The following is a 24,142-nucleotide window of genomic DNA, read 5'->3' on the forward strand; positions in this document are numbered from 1 at the left end:
TCCAGCGCAGGGCAAGCCTGCTCGCCACATCAAGCTTGCTCACCACAACAGGCCTGCTGGCTACATTTACCCCGCTGGCCACACCAAGCCCCCGCACCAGAAAACCCGCCACAGGCTCTTCGTCAGTCAGCCTTACTGATCATCAAAATACCGCTCATGCCAATCCACCAGCGGCTGCGGTGAGTTGAGCTTTTGCCCGTAGATCACCGAATAAGACAGCACGTTCTGCACGTACTGGCGGGTTTCGTCGAACGGGATGCTTTCCACCCACACATCAAAACTCAGGTGATCAGCACCGCGCAGCCATTGGCGTACGCGCCCTGGGCCCGCGTTGTAGGCGGCGGAGGCAAGCACGCGGTTGCCGTTGAACTGGCTGTGCACCTGGCTCAGGTAGGCGGCGCCAAGCTGGATGTTTTTGTCCGGGTCCAGCACTTGGGCCGGGGAGGCCAGCGGGATGCTGAACTTGCGCGCGGTTTCCTTGGCGGTGCCGGGCATCAGTTGCATCAGGCCGCTGGCGCCGACGCCGGAGCGTGCGTCGTCCATGAAGGCACTTTCCTGGCGGGTGATGGCAAACACCCAGCTGGAATGCAGGCCACGCACCTTGGCTTCGCGCACCAGGGTGTCACGGTGGGCCATCGGGAAGCGGATATCCAGGTCATCCCAGTATTGGGCCTGGCTGATGGTGCGGATCGCCGGGAAGTACCACTTCATGTCGTAGGCCAGCTTGGCCTGGGCGACCATTTCATCGCGGTTGAAGTGGCGGCTCACGTGGTACCACTCGCGGCGGCCATCGACAATCTGGCCACGTGCATAAAACTCCAGCGCGCGGCGTACACCGGGCGTGTTACGGACCTTGTTGACCAGCGCCTGGCTCATCACCAGCGGCTTGTTTTTCAGCTGATAGGGCGCTTTGGAGCGGTCGGCGGCGAGGAAACCGTAGAAATCCCGTTCCTGCGCGAGGTTTTTGTACAGCACCAGCGGCTGCGGGTTTTTCGGCTCGGCCAGCTCCAGGCTGCGCGCTTGCCAGTAACGCCAGCGGTTGGTGGTCGCCAGGTCTTGTGGGAGTTTGCGGGTCAACTGGTAGGCATCTTCCCAGCGTGCCAGGCGCAGCAGCAGGCGCAGGCGCCATTCAGAGACGGTGTTATCACGCAGCTCCGGGTCGTATTTGGTCATCACGTCCAGCGCGCGCGGGTCGTAGCGGCGTGCCAGGGTCAAGCCGATTTCGCGGGCGATCGACACTTTTTCGTCACGGGAGAAGTGCATGCTGCTGGCGTAGCCGTCGAGCAGCGCCATGGCCTTGTCCGGGTCCTGGCGTGCCAGGCGACGCAGGCCCAGGCCGACGGCGTCAGACATCGCCTCGTTGGCCGGCAGGAAGCGCGACGGGTCGCTGAGCATGTCCGGCTTTTGCGCCACGTCGACCATCAGGCGGCCTTGGGCGCCGAGGGTTGGCAGGGTTTTCACCAGGCTGTTGGCCAGGGCGTAGTTGCGTGCTTCGGCGGCGAGCTTGGCGCGGTCCCAGATTTTTTGTTCAGTGAGTTGACCGTCGGCGGCCCACTGGCCGAACGTGGCATCACACGCGGCGGGTTGGGATTTGCCGGTCAGCCAGAGTTTTTCGGTGGTCTTGTAGCCTTCGGCTTTCAAGTTATGGGTGAGCTGGTACTGACCATGCAGGCAGTCCAGTTCGACGAAATTGAGTTTGGCGTCGTAGTACTTTTCAAACGTCTGCCAGTCGCCACGGTCGGCCAGCCAGCGCAACCAGCGCAGCTTCATCCAGTTGGCCTGGGCAGGTCGCCGTTTTTAGCGAGGAACTGTTCGATTTCCTCGTTGCTCGCGGTTTTCAGGCGCGCGGTCAGCTCGTCATAGGCCAGGTACGGCGTGAGCGGGTAGTCGGCCAGGGCCTGGCTGTATTGCATGTAAGGCCCGCTGTCGCCTTTGGCGAGGGCGCGTTTGGCTTCATCGTAATATTGACGTTGGGTGGTGAGGTCCACGGCCTGGGCGGATTGAACGGCGGTGGCGGAAAGAAGCAGACAAGATAAAAAGTTGAAAAGGCGACTGCGCATGAGACGTCCGTGCAGAGAAATCACGACTAGCACCGGCACCGCCGACACTGATTGCCCCTAGCTTAGCCTTTTGCCAGCGACCGGCGAAAGCTTTGCCGGCCGGCTGGCTGAAGTTCATCGTAAATGTCCTGCAGAACGTGTCGCCAGCGAAAATGCCGGCCGCATCCCACCCTCAAGTCAGGTAGAATGCGCGCCCAGTTTTTGGAGAAGCGTATGACCCTGCTCAAATTCAGCGATGTGTCCCTTGCTTTCGGCGCTATGCCGTTGTTGGACAAGGTGTCCTGGCAGATCGCCCGTGGTGAGCGGGTGTGCATCATCGGCCGCAACGGCACCGGCAAGTCCAGCATGATGAAGCTGGTAAAAGGCGATCAGAAGCCCGATGACGGCTCTGTTTGGCGTGCCCCGGGCCTGAAGATCGGCGAATTGCCGCAAGAATTGCCGGTGGCCGACGGACGGACAGTGTTCGACGTGGTCGCCGAAGGCCTGGACGGCGTCGGCGAGTTGCTCGCGCAATACCACCACCTGGCGCAGAACTGCGTCACCGAAGAGGACCTGGACAAGCTGATGCACGTCCAGCAAGACCTCGAAGCCCGTGACGGCTGGCGCTTGCAGCAACTGGTCGACAGCACCCTGAGCCGCCTGCAACTGCCGGCCGACAAGACCCTCGCCGAGTTGTCCGGCGGCTGGCGTCGTCGCGTGCTGCTGGCTCAGGCGCTGGTGTCCGAGCCGGACTTGTTGCTGCTCGACGAACCAACCAACCACTTGGACATCGGCGCAATCGCCTGGCTGGAAGAAGCCCTCAAGGATTTCCAGGGCGCCGTGCTGTTCATCACGCACGACCGTTCCTTCCTGCAGAACCTGGCCACGCGCATCCTCGAACTGGACCGTGGCGGCCTGATCGACTGGAACGGCGACTACGCCAGCTTCCTGGTGCACAAAGAGGCCACGCTGGCCGCTGAAGAAACTGCCAACGCGCTGTTCGACAAAAAGCTGGCCCAGGAAGAAGTCTGGATCCGCCAGGGCATCAAGGCCCGGCGCACCCGTAACGAAGGCCGTGTACGCGCCTTGAAAGCCCTGCGCGTTGAGCGCAGCGAGCGCCGTGAACGCACCGGCAAGGCCAATATCCAGCTGGATACCGCCGATAAGTCGGGCAAGCAGGTGATGGTCCTGGAAAACGTCAGCTTCCATCACCCGGACGGCCCGTTCCTGATCAAAGACTTCTCGATGGTCCTGCAGCGCGGCGACCGTATCGGCCTGCTGGGCGCCAACGGCACCGGCAAGACCACCTTGCTCAAGCTGATGCTCAATGGTCTGCAACCGACCAGCGGTACGGTGGAAGAGGGCACGCGCATCGACGTGGCCTACTTCGACCAGCTGCGCCATCAGTTGGACCTGGAAAAAACCGTGATCGACAACGTCGCCGAAGGCCGCGACTTTATCGACATCGACGGCCAGAGCCGCCACGTGCTGAGCTACCTGGGCGACTTCCTGTTCAGCCCACAACGCGCACGTACGCCGGTGAAAGCCCTGTCCGGTGGTGAGCGTGCGCGCCTGCTGCTGGCCAAGCTGTTCAGCAAGCCGGCCAACCTGCTGGTGCTCGACGAGCCGACCAACGACCTCGACGTGGAAACCCTCGAATTGCTGGAAGAGGTCTTGCTGACCTTCAACGGCACCGTGCTGATGGTCAGCCACGACCGGGCATTCCTCGACAACGTGGTCACCAGTACGCTGGTCTTCGAAGGTGAAGGCAAGGTGCGTGAATACGTCGGTGGTTACCAGGACTGGCTGCGTCAGGGCGGCTCGCCGCGCCTGCTGGGCGTGACCGAGAGCAAGTCCGGCAAGGCCGACCTGACCTCCGCCGTCGTTGCGCCAGTGGCTGCCGCTGCTGCTCCGGCCCAGGACGCTGCACCGTCGACCAAGAAGAAGCTCAGCTACAAGCTGCAACGTGAGCTGGAAGCCTTGCCGGGCGATATCGACGCCAAGGAACAGCAGATTGCCGCAGTAGAAGCAGAAATGGCTGACGCAGGTTTCTACCTGCGTCCGGCGGCGGAAACCGCCAAGGTCATTGCGTCCCTGGAAACGTTGAACCAGGAGCTGGAAGTGTTGGTTGAGCGTTGGGCCGAGCTGGATGCCTGATTGATTCAAGCGCACTAAAAAAGCCCGGCGCCCATCTGTATGAACGCCGGGCTTTTTATATGGAATGCGATTAAAAATGTGGGAGCGGGCTTGCTCGCGAAATCGGTACATCAGTCGCCAGATGCGTCAACTGACAGAATGCTTTCGCGAGCAAGCCCGCTCCCACAGTTGTTTGGCGCCGTTCTTAAGTATTTTTTACCAGTTTTACCGCCAGCACATCACACGGCGCGCCGTGCAGTACGTCATTGGCGGTCGAGCCCAGCAGCAGCGCCAGGCCATGACGGCCGTGGCTGCCGACCACGATCAGGTCGCAGCCCTGTTCCTTGGCCAGGTGGTGGATTTCCTGACGAGGCTGGCCGTAGGTGAGGTGGGAGTTTTCCTTGGTCACTTCCGGGTACTTGAGGATCAACCGGTCCAGGCGCTCTTTGGCCTGGTCAAATTGTTGTTGCTGCAACTGGGAAAGGTCCATCGGCACGTCGCCACCAAACGCCATGGCCATAGGCTCGACGATATGCACGAGTGACAGCTTGGCGCCGTTGGCGATTGCTGAAGCCTGCGCGCGCTTGATCACTGGGTCGCACTCTTCGGTCAGGTCGACAGCGACCAGGATATGTTTGTAGGAGTGTTCGTTGGACATGGCGCGTTCCTCCAGGGGACTGCAATAAGTTCAGTATGGCTGCTTTCAAGCGGATGGGGTTGCGTCAGGTCAAATCCGCTCATCTAGAAATTCGGGAGTACACATATGACGGTCTGGATAGTGGTGTCAATCCTTCTCGTGGTACTGAGCCCTCTGGCATGGTTGCGCCCCTCGCGCCATCAGAGCGGGCGCATGGCCCTGCGGATGGAGGCGCGCCGCATCGGCCTGGCCATGCAATTGGCGCCGCAGGACTGGCCGTACTGGCTCAAGCACGAGCCGCCAAGCCCTTGCGCGCAGTACTGCCGACCGCGCCGCGCAAGTGCGCCGGCCCTTTGGTGTTACTGGCAGCTGGAGCCCGGGGTTTGGGTCAATCAGTGGCGCGAAGTGTGCGTCGATGAGACGTTGTTGGCGCACTTCGCGACCCTGCCGGATAACGTCTACAAGGTCGAGGCGGACAAGCAGATGATCGCCCTGTACTGGGGCGAGAAGGGCGAGGCGAGTGTGTTGAAGGACATTGATGCGCTGCTCAAGGCCCTGGCTTGATGCCTGTCGGATAAAACGCAGGCAATAAAAAGCCCGACATCATCATCGGGCTGGAGTTGGCCAGGCAGGCCGGTAAATCTGTGATGCATGCGTCGGATGTTCATCCAGGCGCATTAAGGTTGTCGCTAGCCTAGCGGCATATCCTGTTCTGTACAGCCTTTTCCTACAAAATTTCCATTATTGATTTCGTGAATAGTTGAATATTGGCCAGGCGTAAGCCGTGGGCCTGGGTTCTGAACTGACTGGAAAGTCGCGTTTTTCCTAGCCTTTCGAGCGATTGACAATTGCCCGGAATTGGATGAAGGTGACGTACCCAAATCAAACGGGCGTATGAATTGAGCGTTTGTCTGTCAGACCGCTCATACAGAACCCCGACTAGCGCGTTGGCGGGTGTGCCTGGCGGATTGGCATGAGCATTGACCCAATAATCAATGTCCAACCAGAGGCCAGCGTCCAATGTGTACTGTTCAGCTTCCATATCGTGGAGATCAGTTGATGATTTACGAAGGTAAAGCCATCACGGTTAAGGCTCTTGAAAGTGGCATCGTCGAATTGAAATTCGACCTCAAGGGTGAGTCCGTCAACAAGTTCAACCGTCTAACCCTGAATGAATTGCGTCAGGCCGTAGACACCATCAAAGCAGATGCTTCGGTCAAGGGCGTGATCGTCTCCAGCGGCAAGGACGTGTTTATCGTCGGCGCTGACATCACCGAATTCGTCGACAACTTCAAGCTGCCCGATGCCGAGCTGGTGGCTGGCAACCTCGAAGCCAACAAGATTTTCAGCGATTTCGAAGACCTCAACGTGCCAACCGTTGCCGCGATCAATGGCATCGCGTTGGGCGGCGGCCTGGAAATGTGCCTGGCCGCAGACTTCCGTGTCATGTCGGCGACCGCCAAAATCGGTCTGCCTGAAGTCAAACTGGGCATCTACCCAGGTTTTGGCGGCACCGTGCGCCTGCCGCGCATCATCGGTGCCGACAACGCCATCGAGTGGATTGCCGCCGGCAAGGAAAACAAAGCCGAAGACGCGCTGAAAGTCGGTGCCGTCGATGCTGTGGTTGCCCCGGACAAACTGGCCGGAGCTGCACTGAACCTGATCAAAGGCGCCATCAGCGGCGAATTTGACTACAAGGCCAAGCGTCAGCCAAAGCTCGAAAAACTCAAGCTCAACGCCATCGAACAAATGATGTCGTTCGAAACCGCCAAAGGTTTCGTGGCAGGCCAGGCCGGCCCGAACTACCCGGCGCCGGTTGAAGCGATCAAGACCATCCAGAAAGCCGCGAACTTCGGTCGCGACAAAGCCCTGGAAGTGGAAGCTGCAGGCTTCGTCAAACTGGCGAAAACCTCGGCTGCCCAGAGCCTGATCGGCCTGTTCCTGAATGATCAGGAGCTGAAGAAAAAGGCCAAGGCCTACGACGAAATCGCCAAAGACGTGAAACAGGCTGCCGTACTCGGCGCCGGTATCATGGGCGGCGGTATCGCCTATCAGTCGGCCTCCAAAGGCACGCCGATTCTGATGAAAGACATCAACGAACACGGCATCGAGCAAGGCCTGGCGGAAGCCGCCAAGCTGTTGGTGGGCCGCGTTGATAAAGGTCGCATGACCGCAGCGAAGATGGCTGAAGTGCTTAACGGCATTCGTCCTACGCTGTCCTACGGCGATTTCGGCCACGTCGACCTGGTGGTCGAAGCGGTTGTCGAGAACCCGAAGGTCAAGCAAGCCGTACTGGCCGAAGTAGAAGCCCAGGTTAAAGAAGACACCATTCTGGCCTCGAACACTTCGACCATTTCCATCAGCTTGTTGGCCAAGGCCCTCAAGCGTCCGGAAAACTTCGTCGGCATGCACTTCTTCAACCCGGTGCACATGATGCCGCTGGTGGAAGTGATCCGTGGCGAGAAGTCCAGCGAGCTGGCGATTGCTACTACCGTTGCCTACGCCAAGAAAATGGGCAAGAACCCGATCGTCGTTAACGACTGCCCGGGCTTTTTGGTCAACCGCGTGCTGTTCCCGTACTTCGGCGGTTTCGCGAAGCTGGTCAGCGCCGGTGTGGACTTTGTGCGTATCGACAAGGTCATGGAAAAATTCGGCTGGCCCATGGGCCCGGCGTACCTGATGGACGTGGTCGGCATCGACACCGGCCACCACGGTCGCGACGTCATGGCTGAAGGCTTCCCGGACCGCATGAAAGACGACCGCCGTTCGGCGATCGACGCGCTCTACGAAGCCAAGCGCCTGGGCCAGAAGAACGGCAAGGGCTTCTACGCCTACGAGGCCGACAAGAAGGGCAAGCAGAAGAAAGTGGCCGACCCTTCGGTGCACGAAGTGCTCGCGCCGGTCATCTACGAGCAGCGTGAGGTGTCCGATGAGGACATCATCAACTGGATGATGATCGCCCTGTGCCTGGAAACCGTGCGTTGCCTGGAAGACGGTATCGTTGAAACCGCCGCCGAAGCCGATATGGGCCTGGTGTACGGTATTGGTTTCCCTCCATTCCGTGGTGGTGCGCTGCGTTACATCGATTCGATCGGTGTGGCCGAGTTCGTTGCCCTGGCTGACAAATACGCTGATCTGGGCCCGCTGTACCACCCGACCGCGAAGCTGCGTGAAATGGCCAAAAATGGCCAGAGCTTCTTCGGTTAAGCGCCCAGACGACTAGAGCGAGAATATTTATGAGCTTGAATCCAAGAGACGTGGTGATTGTCGACTTCGGTCGCACACCGATGGGCCGCTCCAAGGGCGGCATGCACCGCAACACCCGCGCCGAAGATATGTCGGCGCACCTGATCAGCAAGTTGCTGGAACGTAACGTCAAGGTTGACCCGAACGAAGTCGAAGACGTGATCTGGGGCTGCGTCAACCAGACCCTGGAGCAGGGCTGGAACATCGCGCGCATGGCGTCGTTGATGACCCAGATCCCGCACACCGCCGCTGGCCAGACCGTCAGCCGCCTGTGTGGCTCCTCGATGAGCGCGCTGCACACCGCTGCCCAAGCGATCATGACCGGTAACGGCGATGTGTTCGTGGTCGGCGGCGTGGAGCACATGGGCCACGTCAGCATGATGCACGGCGTCGACCCTAACCCGCACATGTCGCTGTACGCGGCAAAAGCCTCGGGCATGATGGGCCTCACCGCAGAAATGCTCGGCAAAATGCACGGCATTACCCGCGAATCCCAGGACGCGTTCGGCCTGCGCTCCCACCAGCTCGCCCACAAGGCGACGGTGGAAGGCAAGTTCAAGGATGAAATCATCCCGATGAACGGCTATGACGAAAACGGTTTCCTGAAACTGTTCGACTACGACGAAACCATTCGTCCGGACACCACCCTGGAAAGCCTGGCGGCCTTGAAACCTGCCTTCAATCCAAAGGGCGGCACCGTGACAGCCGGTACTTCGTCGCAAATCACCGACGGTGCTTCGTGCATGATCGTGATGTCGGCGCAGCGTGCCCAGGACCTGGGTATCCAGCCGATGGCCGTGATCCGTTCGATGGCCGTGGCGGGTGTGGACCCGGCAATCATGGGCTATGGTCCAGTACCGGCCACACAAAAAGCCTTGAAGCGCGCGGGCCTGACCATCTCCGATATCGACTTCTTCGAGCTCAACGAAGCTTTCGCCGCACAGGCCCTGCCAGTGCTGAAAGATTTGAAAGTACTCGACAAGATGAACGAGAAGGTTAACCTGCACGGCGGTGCGATTGCCCTGGGCCACCCATTCGGTTGCTCCGGTGCACGTATTTCCGGCACTTTGCTTAACGTGATGAAGCAAAATGGCGGCAACCTTGGGGTTGCAACCATGTGCATTGGTCTCGGCCAAGGCATTTCCACCGTCTTCGAACGCGTCTAAGCGTTGGGTTGACGGAAGCCGGGGCCCAGTGCCCCGGTTTTTGTTTTTTGGAATTTTTAATATTTTTTTTCAACAAATTTTACAAGAGGGCCAGAGCATGAAAGTCGAACCAGGGCTCTACCAACATTATAAGGGGCCGCAGTACCGCGTTTTTAACGTGGCGCGGCACTCCGAGACCGAAGAGGAAGTGGTGTTTTACCAAGCACTGTATGGCGATTACGGCTTTTGGGTGCGCCCATTGAGCATGTTCCTGGAGACTGTCGAAGTTGACGGCGAGCAGGTCCCGCGCTTTGCTTTGGTCCAGGCCGAACCCAGTCTTTTTTCAGGGCAATAACGGCAGGTCGCGCAGAATGCTGCGCTTGACCTCACCTTGTTGCCACTATATATAGCGTTGCCGCGACAGGCGCCAACTGCCTTTCACTTCTCGAATTCAGGAATTTTCCGATCCATGGGCAAATCGCTGGTCATTGTGGAATCCCCGGCTAAGGCCAAGACCATCAACAAGTACTTGGGCAACGAGTACGTGGTGAAGTCGAGTATCGGCCATATCCGAGACCTGCCCACCAGCGGTTCGGCTAGCGCCAGCAAGGAGCCTGCCGCCAAGCGCGGCAAGGCGGCTGCGGGCGAAGGTCCGGTGCTCACGCCTAAAGAGAAAGCGCGCAAGCAGCTGGTCTCGCGCATGGGTGTAGACCCGGAACATGGCTGGAAGGCCAAGTACGAGATCCTTCCCGGCAAGGAAAAGGTTATCGAAGAGCTGCGCCGGCTCGCCAAGGATGCTGACACCATCTATCTCGCGACGGACTTGGACCGCGAAGGGGAAGCCATTGCCTGGCACCTGCGCGAAGCCATCGGCGGTGATGACAGCCGCTACAAGCGTGTGGTGTTCAACGAAATCACCAAAAAAGCCATCCAGGAAGCCTTCTCCAAGCCGGGCGAACTGGACATCGACCGTGTAAACGCCCAGCAGGCCCGTCGTTTCCTCGACCGCGTCGTGGGCTACATGGTCTCGCCACTGCTGTGGGCCAAGATCGCCCGTGGCCTGTCGGCCGGTCGTGTGCAATCGGTGGCGGTAAAGCTGGTGGTGGAGCGTGAGCGCGAGATTCGTGCGTTCAACCCCGAAGAATACTGGGAAGTCCACGCTGACCTCGGCACCGCCAAGGGCGCCAATGTGCGCTTTGAAGTGGCCCGCGAGAAAGGCGAGGCTTTCAAGCCGCTGAACGAAGCCCAGGCCATGGCCGCGCTGGAGAAGCTCAAGGCTTCCAGCTACAGCATCGTCAAGCGTGAAGACAAACCGACCAGCAGCAAGCCGTCGGCGCCGTTCATCACGTCCACCCTGCAACAGGCCGCGAGTAACCGCCTGGGCTTTGGCGTGAAGAAAACCATGATGATGGCTCAGCGTCTGTATGAAGCTGGCTACATCACGTATATGCGTACCGACTCCACCAACCTGTCGCAAGACGCGGTGGCGATGGCGCGTACTTATATTGAAACCGAATTCGGCAAGAAGTACCTGCCGGAGAAGCCGAACGTCTACAGCAGCAAGGAAGGCGCACAGGAGGCTCACGAAGCGATTCGTCCTTCCGACGCCAATACCGAGCCAAGCAAGCTGACCGGCATGGAGCGCGACGCTGAGCGCCTTTACGAGCTGATCTGGCGCCAGTTCCTGGCCTGCCAGATGCTGCCGGCGCAATACCTGTCCACCACCGTCAGTGTCGGTGCGGGCGACTTCGAGCTGCGTGCCAAGGGCCGTATCCTCAAGTTCGACGGCTACACCCGCGTAATGCCGCAAATCGCCAAGCCAGGCGATGACGATGTGCTGCCGGACATGGCCCAGGGCGACACGTTGAAGCTGATCAAGCTCGACCCGTCCCAGCACTTCACCAAGCCGCCGGCGCGTTATTCGGAAGCCAGCCTGGTAAAAGAGATGGAGAAACGCGGTATCGGTCGTCCTTCGACTTACGCGGCAATCATTTCGACCATCCAGGACCGTGGCTATGTCGCGCTGCACAACCGTCGCTTCTACTCGGAAAAGATGGGCGACATCGTTACCGAGCGCCTGTCCGAAAGCTTCTCCAACCTGATGGACTACGGCTTCACCGCCGGCATGGAAGAGAACCTCGATGACGTGGCCCAGGGCGAACGCGACTGGAAAAACGTACTGGATGAGTTCTACGGCGACTTCAAGAAGAAGCTCGAAGTAGCCGAAAGCCCTGAAAGTGGCATGCGTGCCAACCAGCCGGTGATGACCGACATCCCGTGCCTGACCTGCGGCCGTCCGATGCAGATTCGTACCGCGTCTACCGGCGTGTTCCTCGGTTGCTCGGGCTACAGCCTGCCGCCGAAAGAGCGCTGCAAGGCCACCGTCAACCTGGTGCCGGGCGATGAAATCGCTGCTGACGACGAGGGTGAATCCGAGTCGCTGGTATTGCGTGGCAAGCACCGCTGCCCGATCTGCAGCACGGCAATGGATGCCTACCTGCTCGATGAGAAGCACAAGTTGCACATCTGCGGTAACAACCCTGACTGCGACGGCTACGAGATCGAAGAGGGCAGCTACCGCATCAAGGGCTACGAAGGCCCGAGCCTGGAATGCGACAAGTGCGGCAGTGAGATGCAGCTCAAGACCGGCCGTTTCGGCAAGTTCTTCGGTTGCACCAACCCGACGTGCAAGAACACTCGCAAACTGCTGAAAAGCGGTGACGCGGCGCCGCCGAAGATGGACCCGGTGAAGATGCCTGAACTCAAATGCGAGAAGGTCAACGACACCTACATCCTGCGTGACGGCGCCTCGGGCTTGTTCCTGGCCGCCAGCCAGTTCCCGAAAAACCGCGAGACCCGTGCGCCGCTGGTGCTGGAAATCGTGCCGCACAAGGACGAGATCGATCCCAAGTACCACTTCCTGTGTGAAGCGCCGAAGAAGGATCCCGACGGTCGCCCGGCCGTGATCCGCTACAGCCGCAAAACCAAGGAGCAGTACGTGCAGACCGAAGTGGACGGCAAGCCTACGGGCTGGAAAGCGTTCTACGACGGCGGCAAGTGGAGGGTCGAGGACAAGCGCCAGGGCGCTTGATCGACTACGTTGCGAAATACAAAGGCCGCCTGCATAGGCGGCCTTTTTTTGCGCTTGCAGGAGTCTCGGCTGATCCGTGACACTGTTGAGCCAGCATCCGGCTTATTTCGTTGTGGAGACTGCCGTTATGGCCAACGAACTCTATACCCGTACCAATCAGAAAATTTACTTCGCGGGTTTGTCCCTGGAAGCCCTTGGTCGTGCCGAGGTAGGGAAGGAGATGAATGCCATCGCGCTGGTGCAGGCGGGACGCGAGGCTGCATTGTTCCATCTCTACGGCGCTCTGTTGGGGCTGTGCCATGAAATCGCCGGGTTCTACCGTTTGCCCCAGGCCGGTTCGCCGCGTGCAGAACTGATCATGAACCGCGAAGTGCTGGAAAGCATGGCCATTCCTGAGCTGGCCGAGCTGGTGGAAATGGCCCAAAGCCCCGACAGCTGGGTGGCCCGCCTGCTCAAGGCACATGCCGACATGTTCCAGCCGCCACGCGTGCCGCATGTGCCCAAGGGGGACGTGACGCAGCCGCTGATTGTCGCTGTTGCGGTGGAGGAGGATGAGCCCAAGCCGTTGAGCCGCGAAGAACTGGAGAGCTGGCGCCAAGAGCTGAAGAAGATGGCGTTGCGGTTTCGCGAAGGTTTGAACGAGTGCTAAGAAGCCGTCACTGACGTATGCGATCAAAAATGTGGGAGCGGGCTTGCTCGCGAAAGCGGTCTATCAGCTGGCCTATGCATCAACTGACAGATTGCTTTCGCGAGCAAGCCCGCTCCCACAGTTGAACCGAGTTGCACAGAAAGTCCAGCACGCGGCTCAATGAGCACCATTCATCAAGCCGTAGAGAAACCTGTTCAGATCCTCTGCGAGGCTGGGTGGATGACTGATATAATCCCGGCCTTTCGTGGAGAACAGACTTTTATGCCAACGTCCTTTCTGGAAATTGTTGAATTGCCTGACGGCCGAATCGAGCTGCGTCGGGCTGAGGACGAGGGTTCTCTGGTTATCTTGGATTTTTCCGAAGACGCAAAAGCATTCCTGCAAGGCCAGCACGTGGAAGTGGCGAAAGCCATGTTGAGCGTCGGTGTGCAGATGGCGGGTCGCCTGGCAGAAGGCGAACCGGAGAAGGACGACGGGCCGCGGGTTCTGCACTGAGTTTTGCAGTTAAGTGCACTTTTCGTTGTAGGCGGGCTTGTTGTAGTGAGCAGGCCTATGCAGCAAGCAGGCCTCTGAGGTGAGTGGGCTCGCTGTTGTGGGCGGGCTTGTCGTGGCGAGCGGGCTTGCCCCGCGTTGGGGCGCGAAGCGGCCCTGATGGATTAACGCGGTATATCAGGTATTCCACGGTGCTTGGTTTTGGGGCTGCTTCGCAGCCCAACGCGGGGCAAGCCCGCTCGCCACAACAAGCCCGCTCGCTACATAAGTCCGTTTTGCCACAGAAGCAAGCTCTGCACAGATACCTGTCTGTCACCTACGCAATCAGCCAGTTCCCTGTTACCCCAATCGAATATTCAAGCTCTGCGCATCGCCCGTCCGTGCAGCGCTGATCAGTTGTTGCTTGGCCGCAGTGTTCAGCGGGTTCAACCAGCTCACCACCGTATGGCTACGGCCCAGACGCAAGGCTTCGCAGGTCAACTGTTGAGCACTTTGCGCGCCGCGCGGTTGCAGCAGCAGGATACGCTCGCGGTTGAGGCCGGCGTCTCGCAGCCAGGCCTGGGTCAGGCTGGCAGGTGGAGCGATCAGCGTCAGCCAGCGTGCGTCCTGCTCCTCGCTCAGTTCACGAAGGATCGGCGCCAGCAGGCTCAGGCAGCTTCCAGCTGCACCGCGCAACGACAATTCACTGAACGCCTCAGGTTCGGAGCCCCACGGGGCCTCGACCGTTTCCTTGAGGATAGGCGCAAGAGGTTGAGCCATGAAGGCCTCGAACAGCGACAGTTGTGTGTGTTGTGGGGTGTGCACGAGCTGCATGGTGCCTCCTTTAGCGGCGAATGACGCCGACGCTCAAGCCTTCGATCACCAGGTCCTGATCTTTCAGGTTCACTTCAATCGGGGCGAACTCAGGGTTTTCGGCCATCAGCCAGACCTTGCTGCCTTCGCGCTTGAAGCGTTTGACGGTGACTTCATCGCCGATACGCGCAACGACGATCTGGCCATTACGGGCTTCACGGGTGGTGTGGACGGCCAGCAGATCGCCGTCGAAAATGCCCACGTCCTTCATACTCATGCCGTGTACACGCAACAGGTAGTCGGCGCGCGGATGGAAGAAGGTCGGGTTGATGTTGCAGGATTCCTCGACGTGCTGTTGCGCCAGAATCGGCGCACCGGCGGCGACGCGGCCAATGATCGGCAGGGTCGATTCGTCGGCCTTGGCTTCAAAGCCAGGGATGCGAATACCGCGAGAAGCCCCTGGGGTCATCTCGATCGCGCCTTTGCGAGCGAGGGCCTTGAGGTGTTCTTCAGCAGCGTTTGGGGACTTGAACCCCAGCTCCAGCGCAATTTCTGCTCGTGTCGGCGGGTAGCCGTTGTCATCGAGGCAGCGCTTGATAAAAGCCAGAATCTCAGCTTGGCGTGGCGTCAGTTTTAGCATGTTGATCGCTCTGTCTTTTTATACAGTGACTGGGATTATATACAGTGAACTGCGCTTGGCAATCATCCTTTTTGAGCACACCGCTGGACGGTCATTCGTCAGCCGTCCTACAAGGCAGAAACAGCGCTGCCTACAGACCAGGAAGGATGTGATTAAATAGCGGTTAAATAGATGACTGCCCGGCCGGAAAACGGACTCGCAGGCTTGACAAGACACACACTGAAACGTATGTTTCAAACAAGTGTTTGTCAGGCGGAGTAGCCATGGCCCAGTCGGAAACCGTTGAACGCATTCTCGATGCTGCCGAGCAATTGTTCGCGGAAAAAGGATTTGCTGAAACTTCATTGCGGCTGATCACCAGCAAGGCTGGGGTTAACCTTGCCGCAGTGAATTACCATTTCGGCTCAAAGAAAGCCCTGATCCAGGCGGTGTTTTCGCGCTTTCTGGGGCCGTTCTGCGCCAGCCTCGACCGTGAGCTGGAGCGCCGCCAGACCAAGCCTGATAACAAGCCGAGCCTGGAAGACTTGCTGGAAATTCTGGTTGAGCAAGCGCTGGTGGTTCAACCACGCAGCGGCAATGACCTGTCGATCTTCATGCGTTTGCTCGGCCTGGCGTTCAGCCAGAGCCAGGGTCACTTGCGGCGTTATCTGGAAGACATGTACGGCAAGGTGTTCCGCCGCTACATGTTGCTGGTCAACGAAGCCGCCCCGCGTATTCCGCCGATCGAACTGTTCTGGCGCGTGCACTTCATGCTCGGTGCTGCGGCGTTCAGCATGTCCGGGATCAAAGCCTTGCGCGCAATTGCCGAGACCGATTTCGGTGTGAACACCTCCATCGAACAAGTGATGCGCCTGATGGTGCCGTTCCTTGCCGCCGGCATGCGCGCCGAAACCGGTGTGACCGACCAGGCCATGGCGGCCGCGCAGTTGCGCCCACGCAGCAAATCCACGCCGGCCGTCGCCAAGGCGTGATTGCCCCGGGTGTGCGCGGCCGCTTGCATCCGCTAAGCTAGCCGCCATGCCGATTTCAGCTATTTACTCGCAACCCGTTGTGCTCACTGCGCTTATCGCGCCAGGTGAGGGCAACGGGTTGTGTGCGTTATTTAAGGAAGGTTTATGACTGCTGCCCTGCAAGGTTCTTTGATGGTTGATGTGGCCGGTACCTGGCTGACGGCCGAGGATCGTCACCTGTTGCGTCAGCCGGAAGTGGGCGGCCTGATCATTTTCGCGCGCAACATCGAGCACCCACGCCAGGTGCGCGAGTTGAGCGCGTCGATCCGTGCCGTGCGTCCCGACCTGCTGCTGGCCGTTGACCAGGAAGGCGGGCGCGTGCAGCGCCTGCGCCAGGGCTTTGTGCGTCTGCCGGCCATGCGTTTGTTGGCGGATAAGCCGAATGCCGAATACCTGGCCGAGCAGTGCGGCTGGATCATGGCCACAGAAGTGCTGGCGGTCGGCCTTGACCTGAGCTTCGCCCCGGTACTGGATTTGGATTACCAGCGCAGCGCCGTGGTCGGCACCCGCTCGTTTGAAGGCGACCCCGAGCGCGCCGCCGTGCTTGCCGGTGCCTTCATTCGCGGCATGAACAGCGCGGGCATGGCCGCCACCGGTAAACACTTCCCGGGTCACGGCTGGGCTGAGGCCGATTCCCACGTCGCCATTCCCAATGACGAGCGTAGCCTGGAACAGATTCGCGCAAATGACCTGGTGCCTTTCGCACGGCTGAGCAAGCAATTGGCCGCCGTCATGCCCGCACACGTCATCTATCCGCAGGTGGATGCCCAGCCGGCTGGTTTCTCGCGGCGCTGGCTGCAGGACATCCTGCGTGGCGAGTTGCAGTTTGATGGGGTGATTTTCAGTGATGACCTGTCCATGGCCGGGGCGCATGTGGTCGGTGATGCGGCCAGCCGGATCGAAGCGGCGCTGACCGCGGGTTGCGACATGGGCTTGGTGTGTAACGATCGTGCAGCTGCCGAGCTGGCACTGACGGCGGCGCAGCGCATGAAGGTTACGCCTTCGGCGCGGATTGCGCGGATGCGTGGGCAGGCGATTGCTTCGACGGACTATAAGCAGGATCCGCGTTGGCTGGCGGCGCTTACCGCGTTGCGGGATGCTCAATTGATCGGCTGAAAACCGTGGTGCGCCTATCGCAGGCAAGCCAGCTCCCACACTTGAATGTATTCACACATCAGAATGTGGGAGCGGGCTTGCCCGCGATAGCAATCTGAAGGTCAGCGCTTCTCTTGCTTATTGGGCAACGGCGCAAACAACGCCTCGATATCCTCGTTGCCCAGCTGCCAATCTCCCGTCGTACGCCCATCCAGTACGCCCGCCGCCAGGTCGGACTTTTCCTTTTGCAGGTGTTGGATTTTCTCCTCCACCGTGCCCCGCGCAATCATTTTATAGACGAACACCGGCTTCTCTTGACCGATGCGATACGCGCGGTCAGTCGCCTGGTTCTCCGTGGCCGGGTTCCACCATGGGTCATAGTGGATCACTGTATCGGCTTCTGTCAGGTTCAAGCCCACACCGCCAGCCTTCAAGCTGATCAGAAAAATCTGCAACTTGCCGCTCTGGAAGTCCTTCACCGGTGTGCGGCGGTCGCGGGTCTGGCCGGTCAGCAGTGCGTAGGCCACGCCGCGCTTTTTCAGTTCGACTTCGATCAGGCTCAGCATCGAAGTGAACTGCGAGAACAGCAGAATCCGGCGCCCTTCGGCAAACAGCTCTTCGAGCATTTCCATCAGGCTGTCGAGCTTGCCCGAGCTGCTGCCGCGCGCGGGCAGGGCGGCGTCGTTGACCAGGCGCAGGTCGCAGCACACCTGGCGCAACTTGAGCAGCGCTTCAAGAATAATGATCTGGCTACGCGCCACGCCCTTGCGGGTGATTTCGTCGCGCACCTTCTTGTCCATGGCCAGGCGCATGGTTTCGTACACATCACGCTGGGCTTCGTTGAGATCGACCCAGTGGATGATTTCAGTCTTGGGCGGCAATTCCGTGGCCACCTGTTCCTTGGTACGGCGCAGCAAGAAGGGTTTGATCCGACCGTTGAGGTGCTGCAGTCGTACATCACTGGCGCGCTTTTCAATGGGCACGCGGTAATCGCGGTTGAAGCTTTTTACGTCGCCCAGCCAGCCCGGCAGCAGGAAGTGGAACAGCGACCACAGCTCACCCAAGTGATTTTCCAGCGGTGTACCACTCAGGCACAGGCGCTGGCGCGCATTGAGCTCGCGCGCGGCCTGAGCGGCCTTGCTGTTGGGGTTCTTGATGTACTGGGCTTCGTCGAGGATCAGCACGTGCAAGGGCAGGGCGGCGAGTTGCTCGATGTCTTTGGGCAGCAGCGCATAAGTCGTCAGCAGCAAGTCGTAGTCCTGCAGGTTGGCGAAGTGCTTTTTGCGTGTCGCGCCATACAGCGCCACTACCTTGAGTTGCGGCGTAAAGTGCGCGGCTTCGTCGAGCCAGTTCGGGATCAGGCTGGTAGGCATCACCACCATGCACGGACGATCCAGGCGCCCGGCGATTTTTTCACTGAGGATATGCGCCAGCGTCTGTAGGGTTTTGCCCAGGCCCATGTCATCCGCAAGAATCCCGCCCACGTCGAGTTGGCGCAGCGACTGCATCCAGCTCAAGCCTTCGAGTTGATAAGGGCGCAGTGTCGCGTTCAAGCCTTCGGGCGCCATGCAGGTGAAGTCCTTGATGTCGCGCAGGCGCTGGGCGAAGTTGCGGATCTTCTCGCCGCCTTCCCATTGCAGCGGCAGGTCTTCCAGCGGGTTGAGGCGAATCGCATCGGCCTTGGCCAGGCGCAAGGTGGTGGTGCCCGCTTCCTGCAGGTAAAACTCGCCAAGGGTGGCCAGCACCGGTTTCAAGCGGCCGTAGGGCAGCGCCACTTGCAGCGGCCCGTGGCCGTTGGGCAGGCCGGGGATGTTCACCAGGATCAGCTCGTCATCGCGGCGCCGGGCGAGCTTTTCCGGGTTGAGGATCTCGGTGTGCGAGCGCATCAGGTTCAACAGAATCGGCAGCAGGCTCAGGCGCTCGCCGTTGACGATGATGCCCAGTTCCAGGTCAAACCAGTCGCGTTCCGGGCCTTCATCGACGGTCGCGTACCAGTCATCGACGGCGCTCAAGTCGAAACCGAAATCCTCATCGATCTGCAACTCCCAGCCCTCGGCGCGCAAGGTCGGCGAGGCGTTGAGGGTGAAGTTCAGCCAGGCGCTGTCGTTGACCATCTCGAACAATTCGCCGGCGCTTTCCGGCAATGCCTTGCTCTGGCGCGTGGCGATCTTGAAGCCGAGCAGGCGCAGTTGCTCTCGGTACGGTTGCTCCAGCTCCGGATGGCGCTTGATGCGCAGGCTCTGAGTTTCCTGGCGCACGACGATGTCGGCATTTTTTTGCCCGCTGACATAGTTGCCCAGGTAGTTGAACGACAACGCCGCACGGTGCTGGATGTAACGCTGCATCTTGCCATTGCGCGGTTCAAACGCGCTGAACTCGACACTCGCCAGCCACAGGCGCGGCACCGGTCGCACATCCTCCATCACCACCTGCGGCAGCACCACGCGGTTATCCAGCACGGCCTGAAGTTTTTCCAGCAGCTCGGCATCTTGCGCAGCCGCCGGGTAAGCCAGGGTTTCCTGGACCTTGAGCAGCACCGCCGCGATGTGCTTGCAGTTGGTGTGCACCGGGCACGTGCAGCGGCTGTCCACCAAAATCAGCATGCCCTTGGCTGATTCGCGCAGCGAGATGGTCTGCCGGTAAACGTTGCCGGCCGAGCCTTCGCAGCTGGCAACAATGGTGCTGTCGCCGGACTCGACGATACGCACGCGGTTTTCCAGGGCGTAGCGGCGCCCGCGCTCAAGGCTTTGCTCTTTAAAGCGATTGGCCCACGAAGGGGCCAGGGGTTTGGTCAGTGACGATGTCAGGGGCATGGCGCTGGATCAGTCCTGAGCGTCGGGCGGTGGTGCGCTGGGTGGTTTGGCGGTCAGCGAGGTGATCTTGATCAGCAGGGCCAAGTGGCCGCCGTCCAGGTAGTTGAGCTGGTTGTTCTTGGTGCGCACGCCTTGCTGGCTCAAGTGTTCGCTGGCGATGACGCTGCCGTTGGCGTCGAACTGGTTGATCCAGAAGTCTGCGTCGATATCGGTAAAGCGCCCCAGTTGCAGGTTCAGCGTGCCTTCGATGGGAAACTGGCCAAACTGCTCCTGGCCATCGCTGATGGCCAGCTTCACCGGCTGCTCGCCCAGGTTCTGGTCCCAGGCCCGGTGCAGCAGCACCGTGTAACCGGTGTCGGCACTGAGCTTGTCGACGATGTTGCCCAGCCGCGGCGGGCTGATTTTGTCCGCCGGCAGCCGTGGTGCCCCGGCGTCCCAGTTTTCCGGCGCCGCGCGGCTATTGATCACCGGCTCGGCGTTCTGGCGCACCAGAATCATTTCCACCAGATAGGGGCTGTCGGCAAACGCCGAAGGAGCAACGACCACCAACAACAAGCTCAAAATGCGGAACAGGCGCATTGGGGCGTCCTTCAAGCAGATTTCGGGATGAGGCGCTCAAACAGCGCCTCTAATGTATTAAAGCGTTCTTCGGCACGTTCCATCGGCACCATGAACTTGAACAGCGTAGCCCCTTCGAACTTGTAGCGGTTGGGCTGGCCCTGAATCAGCTTGATCAGCACCAGTGGGTCCACCGGCGTTTGCGCTTCGAACTCGATACGCCCGCCTTGCGGCCCGGCGTCGACCTTCTTGATGCCCAACTGCTCGGCCTGCAATTTGAGCAGGGTCAGGCGCACCAGGTTCTTGGTCGGTTCCGGCAACAGGCCGAAGCGGTCGATCATCTCCACCTGCAGGTCCTTGAGACCTTCTTCGTCGGTGGCCGAGGCGATGCGCTTGTACAGAATCAGCCGCGCGTGCACATCCGGCAGGTAGTCTTCGGGAATCAATGCCGGCAAGCGCAGATTGATTTCCGGGCCGCCACCCAAGGGTTGATCGAGGTTCGGTTGTTCGCCCTTGCGGATGGCTTTCACTGCACGCTCGAGCATCTCCATATAGAGGGTGAAACCGACGGCCTGGATCTGCCCGCTCTGGCCGTCGCCGAGCAGTTCGCCGGCGCCACGGATTTCCAGGTCGTTGGTGGCCAGCACAAAACCGGCACCCAGGTCCTGGGTGTTGGCGATGGCTTCCAGGCGCTTTTCAGCGTCGGAGGTAATCTGCTGGCGCGGCGGCGTCAGCAAGTAGGCATAGGCCTGGTGGTGACTGCGCCCGACGCGGCCGCGCAACTGGTGCAGCTGCGCCAGGCCGAACTTGTCGGCGCGCTCGATGATGATGGTGTTGGCGCTCGGCACGTCGATGCCGGTCTCGATGATGGTTGAGGCGATCAGCACGTTGAAGCGCTTGTGGTAGAAGTCGCTCATCACCTGTTCGAGTTCGCGTTCGCGCATCTGCCCGTGGCCAATCGCGATGCGGGCTTCCGGCACCAGTTCGGCGAGGTCGGCGGCGCATTTCTCGATGGTTTTGACGTCATTGTGCAGGTAGTACACCTGGCCGCCGCGCAGCAGTTCACGCAACAGCGCTTCCTTGACCGTGCTTTTGTTCTGTTCCATCACGAAGGTGCGCACCGACAGGCGACGTGCCGGCGGCGTGGCGATGATCGACAGGTCACGCATGCCCGACACGGCCATGTTCAGCGTGCGCGGAATCGGCGTGGCGGTGAGGGTGAGGATGTCGACTTCGCTGCGCAGGTTCTTCAGCTGTTCTTTCTGACGCACACCGAAGCGGTGCTCTTCGTCGATGATCACCAAACCGAGGTTTTTGATCTTTACATCGTCCGACAGCAGCTTGTGGGTGCCGATCACGATATCGATCTTGCCTTCGGCCAAGTCGGCGACGGCGGCATTCACTTCCTTGGCGGACTTGAAGCGGCTCATCACTTCCACGCTCACCGGCCAGTCGGCAAAGCGGTCGCGGAAGCTGTTGTAGTGTTGTTGGGCGAGCAGGGTGGTCGGCACCAGAATCGCCACCTGCTTGCCGCCATGCACCGCGATAAAGGCGGCGCGCATGGCCACTTCGGTTTTGCCGAAGCCCACGTCGCCGCACACCAGGCGGTCCATCGGCTTGGGCGCGAGCATGTCGGCGCGCACGGCTTCGATGGTGGTTTGTTGGTCCGGGGTTTCTTCAAACGCAAAGCCGGCGCTGAAGGTGGCGTAGTCGGCTTTCGGGTCGGCAAACGCGTAGCCTTCGCGGGCTGCGCGGCGTGCATAAATGTCGAGCAGTTCGGCGGCGACGTCGCGCACCTGTTCGGCGGCTTTGCGCTTGGCTTTCTGCCAGGTCTCGGAGCCCAGGCGGTGCAACGGCGCCAAGGCGTCGTCGCTGCCGGTGTAGCGCGCGATCAGGTGCAGGCTGGCCACCGGCACGTAAAGCTTGGCGCCCTCGGCGTATTCCATGGTGAGGAATTCGGCGGCCTGGTTGTCGATCTCCAGGGTTTGCAGCCCGAGGTAGCGACCCACGCCGTGGTCGATATGCACCACCGGCGCGCCTTCGCGCAGCTCGGTCAGGTTCTTGATCACTGCGTCGTTGTTGATGTCGGCGCGTTTTTCACGGCGGCGGCGCTGCATCACGCGCTGGCCGAACAGCGGGCTCTCGGCGATCAGCGCCAAGGCTGGGTCATCCAGCAACAAACCTTCATCCAGCGGCGCGATGGTGATCGCCAGGCGGTCTTTGCTCTTAACAAAGTCCGGCCAGCTGTCGACGGTTTTCGGGCGCAGCTTCAGGCGTTCCAGCAGTTCCAGCAGCACTTCGCGACGGCCGGCGGATTCGGCGGTAAACAGCACGCGGCCGGGGAAGTCGCCGAGGAAGTTGGATAACGCTTCCAGCGGCTGCGTGGCTTTGGCCTGGATCGCCAGGTCCGGCAGTGTGCTCGCCGGGAAGCGCTCGCGGCCGCTGCCGGCGTCCACGTCCTGTTGGCTGGCGACGACGCGCGGCCAGTTTTTCAAGCGGGCGAAGCAGTCTTCCACCGGCAGAAACAGCTCGGCTGGCGGCAATAAAGGCCGCGATGGATCGACGCGGCGCTCTTCATAGCGATTGCGCACATCGTTCCAGAAGTTTTCCGCCGCCTGCTCAATACCTGGCAGCGAGAACACCTGGGTGTCCTGAGGCAGGTAGTCGAACAGGGTGGAGGTTTCGTCAAAGAACAGCGGCAGGTAGTACTCGATACCGGCCGGTGTAATCCCGCTGCTCAGGTCCTGAAAGATCGGGCAGCGCCGGAAGTCCACGTCGAAGCGTTCGCGAAAGCGGGCCTTGAAGCGTGTGACGGCGTCTTTTTGCAGCGGGAATTCCCGCGCCGGCAGCAGCTTGATCGACTCGACTTTATCAATCGAGCGCTGGTTCTCCGGGTCGAAGGTGCGCAGTGTCTCGATTTCGTCGTCGAACAGGTCGATGCGGTACGGCAGTTTGCTGCCCATCGGGAACAGGTCGATCAGCGCGCCGCGCACGGCGAACTCGCCGTGTTCGTACACCGTGTCGACGCAGCGGTAGCCGCTGGCTTCAAGGCGCGTGCGCATCTGTTCCACATCGAGCTTCTGGCCGATATCCAGCACCAGGCTGCTGCCCAGCAGAAACTTGGTCGGCGCCAGGCGATGCAGGGCCGTGGTGATCGGCACCACCAGCACGCCGTGGGCCAGTTCCGGCAAGCGGTACAGGCTGGCGATGCGCTGGGAAATGATGTCCTGGTGCGGCGAAAACAGGTCGTAAGGCAGGGTTTCCCAGTCGGGAAAGTGCAGCACCGGCAAATCGGGGGCGAAGAAGCTCAGCTCCTGCTCCAGTCGCTCGGCGCTTTGGCTGTCGGCGGTGAGCAGCAGGGTAAAGCGCTTGGCTGCGCTGGCAGCCTCGGCGATGGCCAGGCTCAGGGCGGCACCGGGCAGGTTGCCCCAGTGCTGTTTACCTGCCGCAGCAGGGAGAATCGGTAGACGCAGAACGGGCACGGAAGGTTGAGCTCCAAGCGTTGCGACAAAGTCGGTAATTGTAACGGCCCGAGGTGCCGCCTGTCAGTTGCTGACTGAGCCTATTACGGTTTGCAGGAAATGTAGTGGCTAAGACAAACAATGGTGGGTTTTGACTCAATATGTAGTGCCAAAAAGTGCGGATGTTTCGGAGGGTTACGGACAAGTTGGCGGCGTGGCGCCATTGGTGGCCTTCTGGAACCCGCGTATTTACTGGGCTGTAGCGGGGTGGTGTTTTTTTGCAAGCGCTTTTTGTTGTGGTTGGCGCATTGCTCAACGGCCGGTCGGACGACATAATG

16 protein-coding genes and 1 pseudogene are annotated in these 24,142 nt (G+C 60.3%); 10 read left to right on the forward strand and 7 right to left on the reverse strand.

The window, feature by feature from the left end:
* Nucleotides 1–132 precede the first annotated feature (132 nt).
* A pseudogene (locus AB5I78_RS08250) lies at nucleotides 133–2,060 on the reverse strand (transglycosylase SLT domain-containing protein).
* 213 nt (nucleotides 2,061–2,273) lie between these two features.
* Here AB5I78_RS08250 and AB5I78_RS08255 point away from each other — a divergent pair.
* On the forward strand, nucleotides 2,274–4,196 hold the full coding sequence (locus AB5I78_RS08255; RefSeq protein ID WP_145163036.1) for an ATP-binding cassette domain-containing protein: 1,923 nt from the start codon (nucleotides 2,274–2,276) through the stop codon (nucleotides 4,194–4,196).
* A gap of 184 nt (nucleotides 4,197–4,380) precedes the next feature.
* Here the strand turns inward: AB5I78_RS08255 and AB5I78_RS08260 are convergent, their stop codons facing one another.
* The gene (locus AB5I78_RS08260; protein WP_145163038.1) at nucleotides 4,381–4,833 is read right to left on the reverse strand and encodes a universal stress protein; all 453 of its coding nucleotides are present in this window, start codon (nucleotides 4,831–4,833) and stop codon (nucleotides 4,381–4,383) included.
* A gap of 105 nt (nucleotides 4,834–4,938) precedes the next feature.
* On the opposite strand from AB5I78_RS08260, the gene AB5I78_RS08265 reads away from it, so the two are divergent.
* From AB5I78_RS08265 to AB5I78_RS08295, 7 genes are all read left to right on the forward strand, one after another.
* Entirely contained in the window at nucleotides 4,939–5,376 is a 438-nt protein-coding gene (locus tag AB5I78_RS08265; RefSeq protein WP_106576938.1) for a hypothetical protein, read from the forward strand.
* 495 nt (nucleotides 5,377–5,871) lie between these two features.
* Nucleotides 5,872–8,019, forward strand: coding sequence for a fatty acid oxidation complex subunit alpha FadB (gene fadB / locus AB5I78_RS08270; RefSeq protein WP_369300627.1), 2,148 nt, complete (start codon nucleotides 5,872–5,874; stop codon nucleotides 8,017–8,019).
* A 29-nt stretch (nucleotides 8,020–8,048) separates the two neighbouring features.
* Nucleotides 8,049–9,224, forward strand: a complete 1,176-nt coding sequence (gene fadA, locus AB5I78_RS08275) for an acetyl-CoA C-acyltransferase FadA (RefSeq protein WP_369300626.1) — start codon at nucleotides 8,049–8,051, stop codon at nucleotides 9,222–9,224.
* Nucleotides 9,225–9,321: 97 nt separating this feature from the next.
* Complete coding sequence (locus AB5I78_RS08280) at nucleotides 9,322–9,558, forward strand: DUF1653 domain-containing protein (protein WP_021490990.1); 237 nt, start codon at nucleotides 9,322–9,324, stop codon at nucleotides 9,556–9,558.
* A 114-nt stretch (nucleotides 9,559–9,672) separates the two neighbouring features.
* The gene (topA, locus tag AB5I78_RS08285) at nucleotides 9,673–12,294 is read left to right on the forward strand and encodes a type I DNA topoisomerase (RefSeq protein ID WP_369300624.1); all 2,622 of its coding nucleotides are present in this window, start codon (nucleotides 9,673–9,675) and stop codon (nucleotides 12,292–12,294) included.
* Between the two features lie 127 nt (nucleotides 12,295–12,421).
* Nucleotides 12,422–12,943 carry a DUF6586 family protein gene (locus AB5I78_RS08290; RefSeq protein ID WP_369300623.1) on the forward strand — a complete coding sequence of 174 codons (522 nt, stop codon included), beginning with the start codon at nucleotides 12,422–12,424 and terminating at the stop codon, nucleotides 12,941–12,943.
* Nucleotides 12,944–13,204: 261 nt separating this feature from the next.
* Complete coding sequence (locus AB5I78_RS08295) at nucleotides 13,205–13,438, forward strand: hypothetical protein (protein WP_053255041.1); 234 nt, start codon at nucleotides 13,205–13,207, stop codon at nucleotides 13,436–13,438.
* A 336-nt stretch (nucleotides 13,439–13,774) separates the two neighbouring features.
* Here the strand turns inward: AB5I78_RS08295 and sulA are convergent, their stop codons facing one another.
* Both sulA and lexA read right to left on the reverse strand, forming a co-directional pair.
* The gene (gene sulA, locus AB5I78_RS08300) at nucleotides 13,775–14,248 is read right to left on the reverse strand and encodes an SOS-induced cell division inhibitor SulA (RefSeq protein ID WP_106576933.1); all 474 of its coding nucleotides are present in this window, start codon (nucleotides 14,246–14,248) and stop codon (nucleotides 13,775–13,777) included.
* 10 nt (nucleotides 14,249–14,258) lie between these two features.
* Nucleotides 14,259–14,867, reverse strand: a complete 609-nt coding sequence (gene lexA / locus AB5I78_RS08305) for a transcriptional repressor LexA (protein WP_017137423.1) — start codon at nucleotides 14,865–14,867, stop codon at nucleotides 14,259–14,261.
* A 263-nt stretch (nucleotides 14,868–15,130) separates the two neighbouring features.
* Between lexA and AB5I78_RS08310 the strand changes: the two genes are divergently transcribed.
* A complete protein-coding gene (locus tag AB5I78_RS08310; protein ID WP_106576932.1) occupies nucleotides 15,131–15,838 on the forward strand; it encodes a TetR/AcrR family transcriptional regulator in 708 nt (235 codons plus the stop codon).
* A 144-nt stretch (nucleotides 15,839–15,982) separates the two neighbouring features.
* Entirely contained in the window at nucleotides 15,983–16,993 is a 1,011-nt protein-coding gene (gene nagZ, locus AB5I78_RS08315; protein WP_145163042.1) for a beta-N-acetylhexosaminidase, read from the forward strand.
* Nucleotides 16,994–17,094: 101 nt separating this feature from the next.
* Here nagZ and AB5I78_RS08320 read toward each other — a convergent pair whose 3' ends face one another.
* Genes AB5I78_RS08320 through mfd form a run of 3 tightly spaced genes read right to left on the reverse strand, consistent with a single transcriptional unit; the run spans nucleotide 17,095 to nucleotide 23,825 of the window.
* Entirely contained in the window at nucleotides 17,095–19,785 is a 2,691-nt protein-coding gene (locus tag AB5I78_RS08320; RefSeq protein ID WP_369300621.1) for a DEAD/DEAH box helicase, read from the reverse strand.
* 9 nt (nucleotides 19,786–19,794) lie between these two features.
* Complete coding sequence (locus AB5I78_RS08325) at nucleotides 19,795–20,364, reverse strand: CsiV family protein (RefSeq protein WP_124416717.1); 570 nt, start codon at nucleotides 20,362–20,364, stop codon at nucleotides 19,795–19,797.
* A gap of 11 nt (nucleotides 20,365–20,375) precedes the next feature.
* Nucleotides 20,376–23,825: a transcription-repair coupling factor gene (mfd, locus tag AB5I78_RS08330; RefSeq protein WP_106576928.1), complete on the reverse strand. Its 3,450-nt coding sequence runs from the start codon at nucleotides 23,823–23,825 to the stop codon at nucleotides 20,376–20,378.
* Nucleotides 23,826–24,142: the final 317 nt, after the last annotated feature.

This window comes from Pseudomonas sp. N2-3-1-14 (assembly GCF_041228395.1).
Lineage (GTDB): Bacteria > Pseudomonadota > Gammaproteobacteria > Pseudomonadales > Pseudomonadaceae > Aquipseudomonas.

Excerpts from the sequence above, each read along its gene's own strand:
- AB5I78_RS08255 (WP_145163036.1), top strand. The coding sequence starts at position 2,274 with ATGACCCTGCTCAAATTCAGCGATGTGTCCCTTGCTTTCGGCGCTATG.
- AB5I78_RS08260 (WP_145163038.1), bottom strand. The coding sequence starts at position 4,833 with ATGTCCAACGAACACTCCTACAAACATATCCTGGTCGCTGTCGACCTG.
- AB5I78_RS08265 (WP_106576938.1), top strand. The coding sequence starts at position 4,939 with ATGACGGTCTGGATAGTGGTGTCAATCCTTCTCGTGGTACTGAGCCCT.
- fadB (WP_369300627.1), top strand. The coding sequence starts at position 5,872 with ATGATTTACGAAGGTAAAGCCATCACGGTTAAGGCTCTTGAAAGTGGC.
- fadA (WP_369300626.1), top strand. The coding sequence starts at position 8,049 with ATGAGCTTGAATCCAAGAGACGTGGTGATTGTCGACTTCGGTCGCACA.
- AB5I78_RS08280 (WP_021490990.1), top strand. The coding sequence starts at position 9,322 with ATGAAAGTCGAACCAGGGCTCTACCAACATTATAAGGGGCCGCAGTAC.
- topA (WP_369300624.1), top strand. The coding sequence starts at position 9,673 with ATGGGCAAATCGCTGGTCATTGTGGAATCCCCGGCTAAGGCCAAGACC.
- AB5I78_RS08290 (WP_369300623.1), top strand. The coding sequence starts at position 12,422 with ATGGCCAACGAACTCTATACCCGTACCAATCAGAAAATTTACTTCGCG.
- AB5I78_RS08295 (WP_053255041.1), top strand. The coding sequence starts at position 13,205 with ATGCCAACGTCCTTTCTGGAAATTGTTGAATTGCCTGACGGCCGAATC.
- sulA (WP_106576933.1), bottom strand. The coding sequence starts at position 14,248 with ATGCAGCTCGTGCACACCCCACAACACACACAACTGTCGCTGTTCGAG.
- lexA (WP_017137423.1), bottom strand. The coding sequence starts at position 14,867 with ATGCTAAAACTGACGCCACGCCAAGCTGAGATTCTGGCTTTTATCAAG.
- AB5I78_RS08310 (WP_106576932.1), top strand. The coding sequence starts at position 15,131 with ATGGCCCAGTCGGAAACCGTTGAACGCATTCTCGATGCTGCCGAGCAA.
- nagZ (WP_145163042.1), top strand. The coding sequence starts at position 15,983 with ATGACTGCTGCCCTGCAAGGTTCTTTGATGGTTGATGTGGCCGGTACC.
- AB5I78_RS08320 (WP_369300621.1), bottom strand. The coding sequence starts at position 19,785 with ATGCCCCTGACATCGTCACTGACCAAACCCCTGGCCCCTTCGTGGGCC.
- AB5I78_RS08325 (WP_124416717.1), bottom strand. The coding sequence starts at position 20,364 with ATGCGCCTGTTCCGCATTTTGAGCTTGTTGTTGGTGGTCGTTGCTCCT.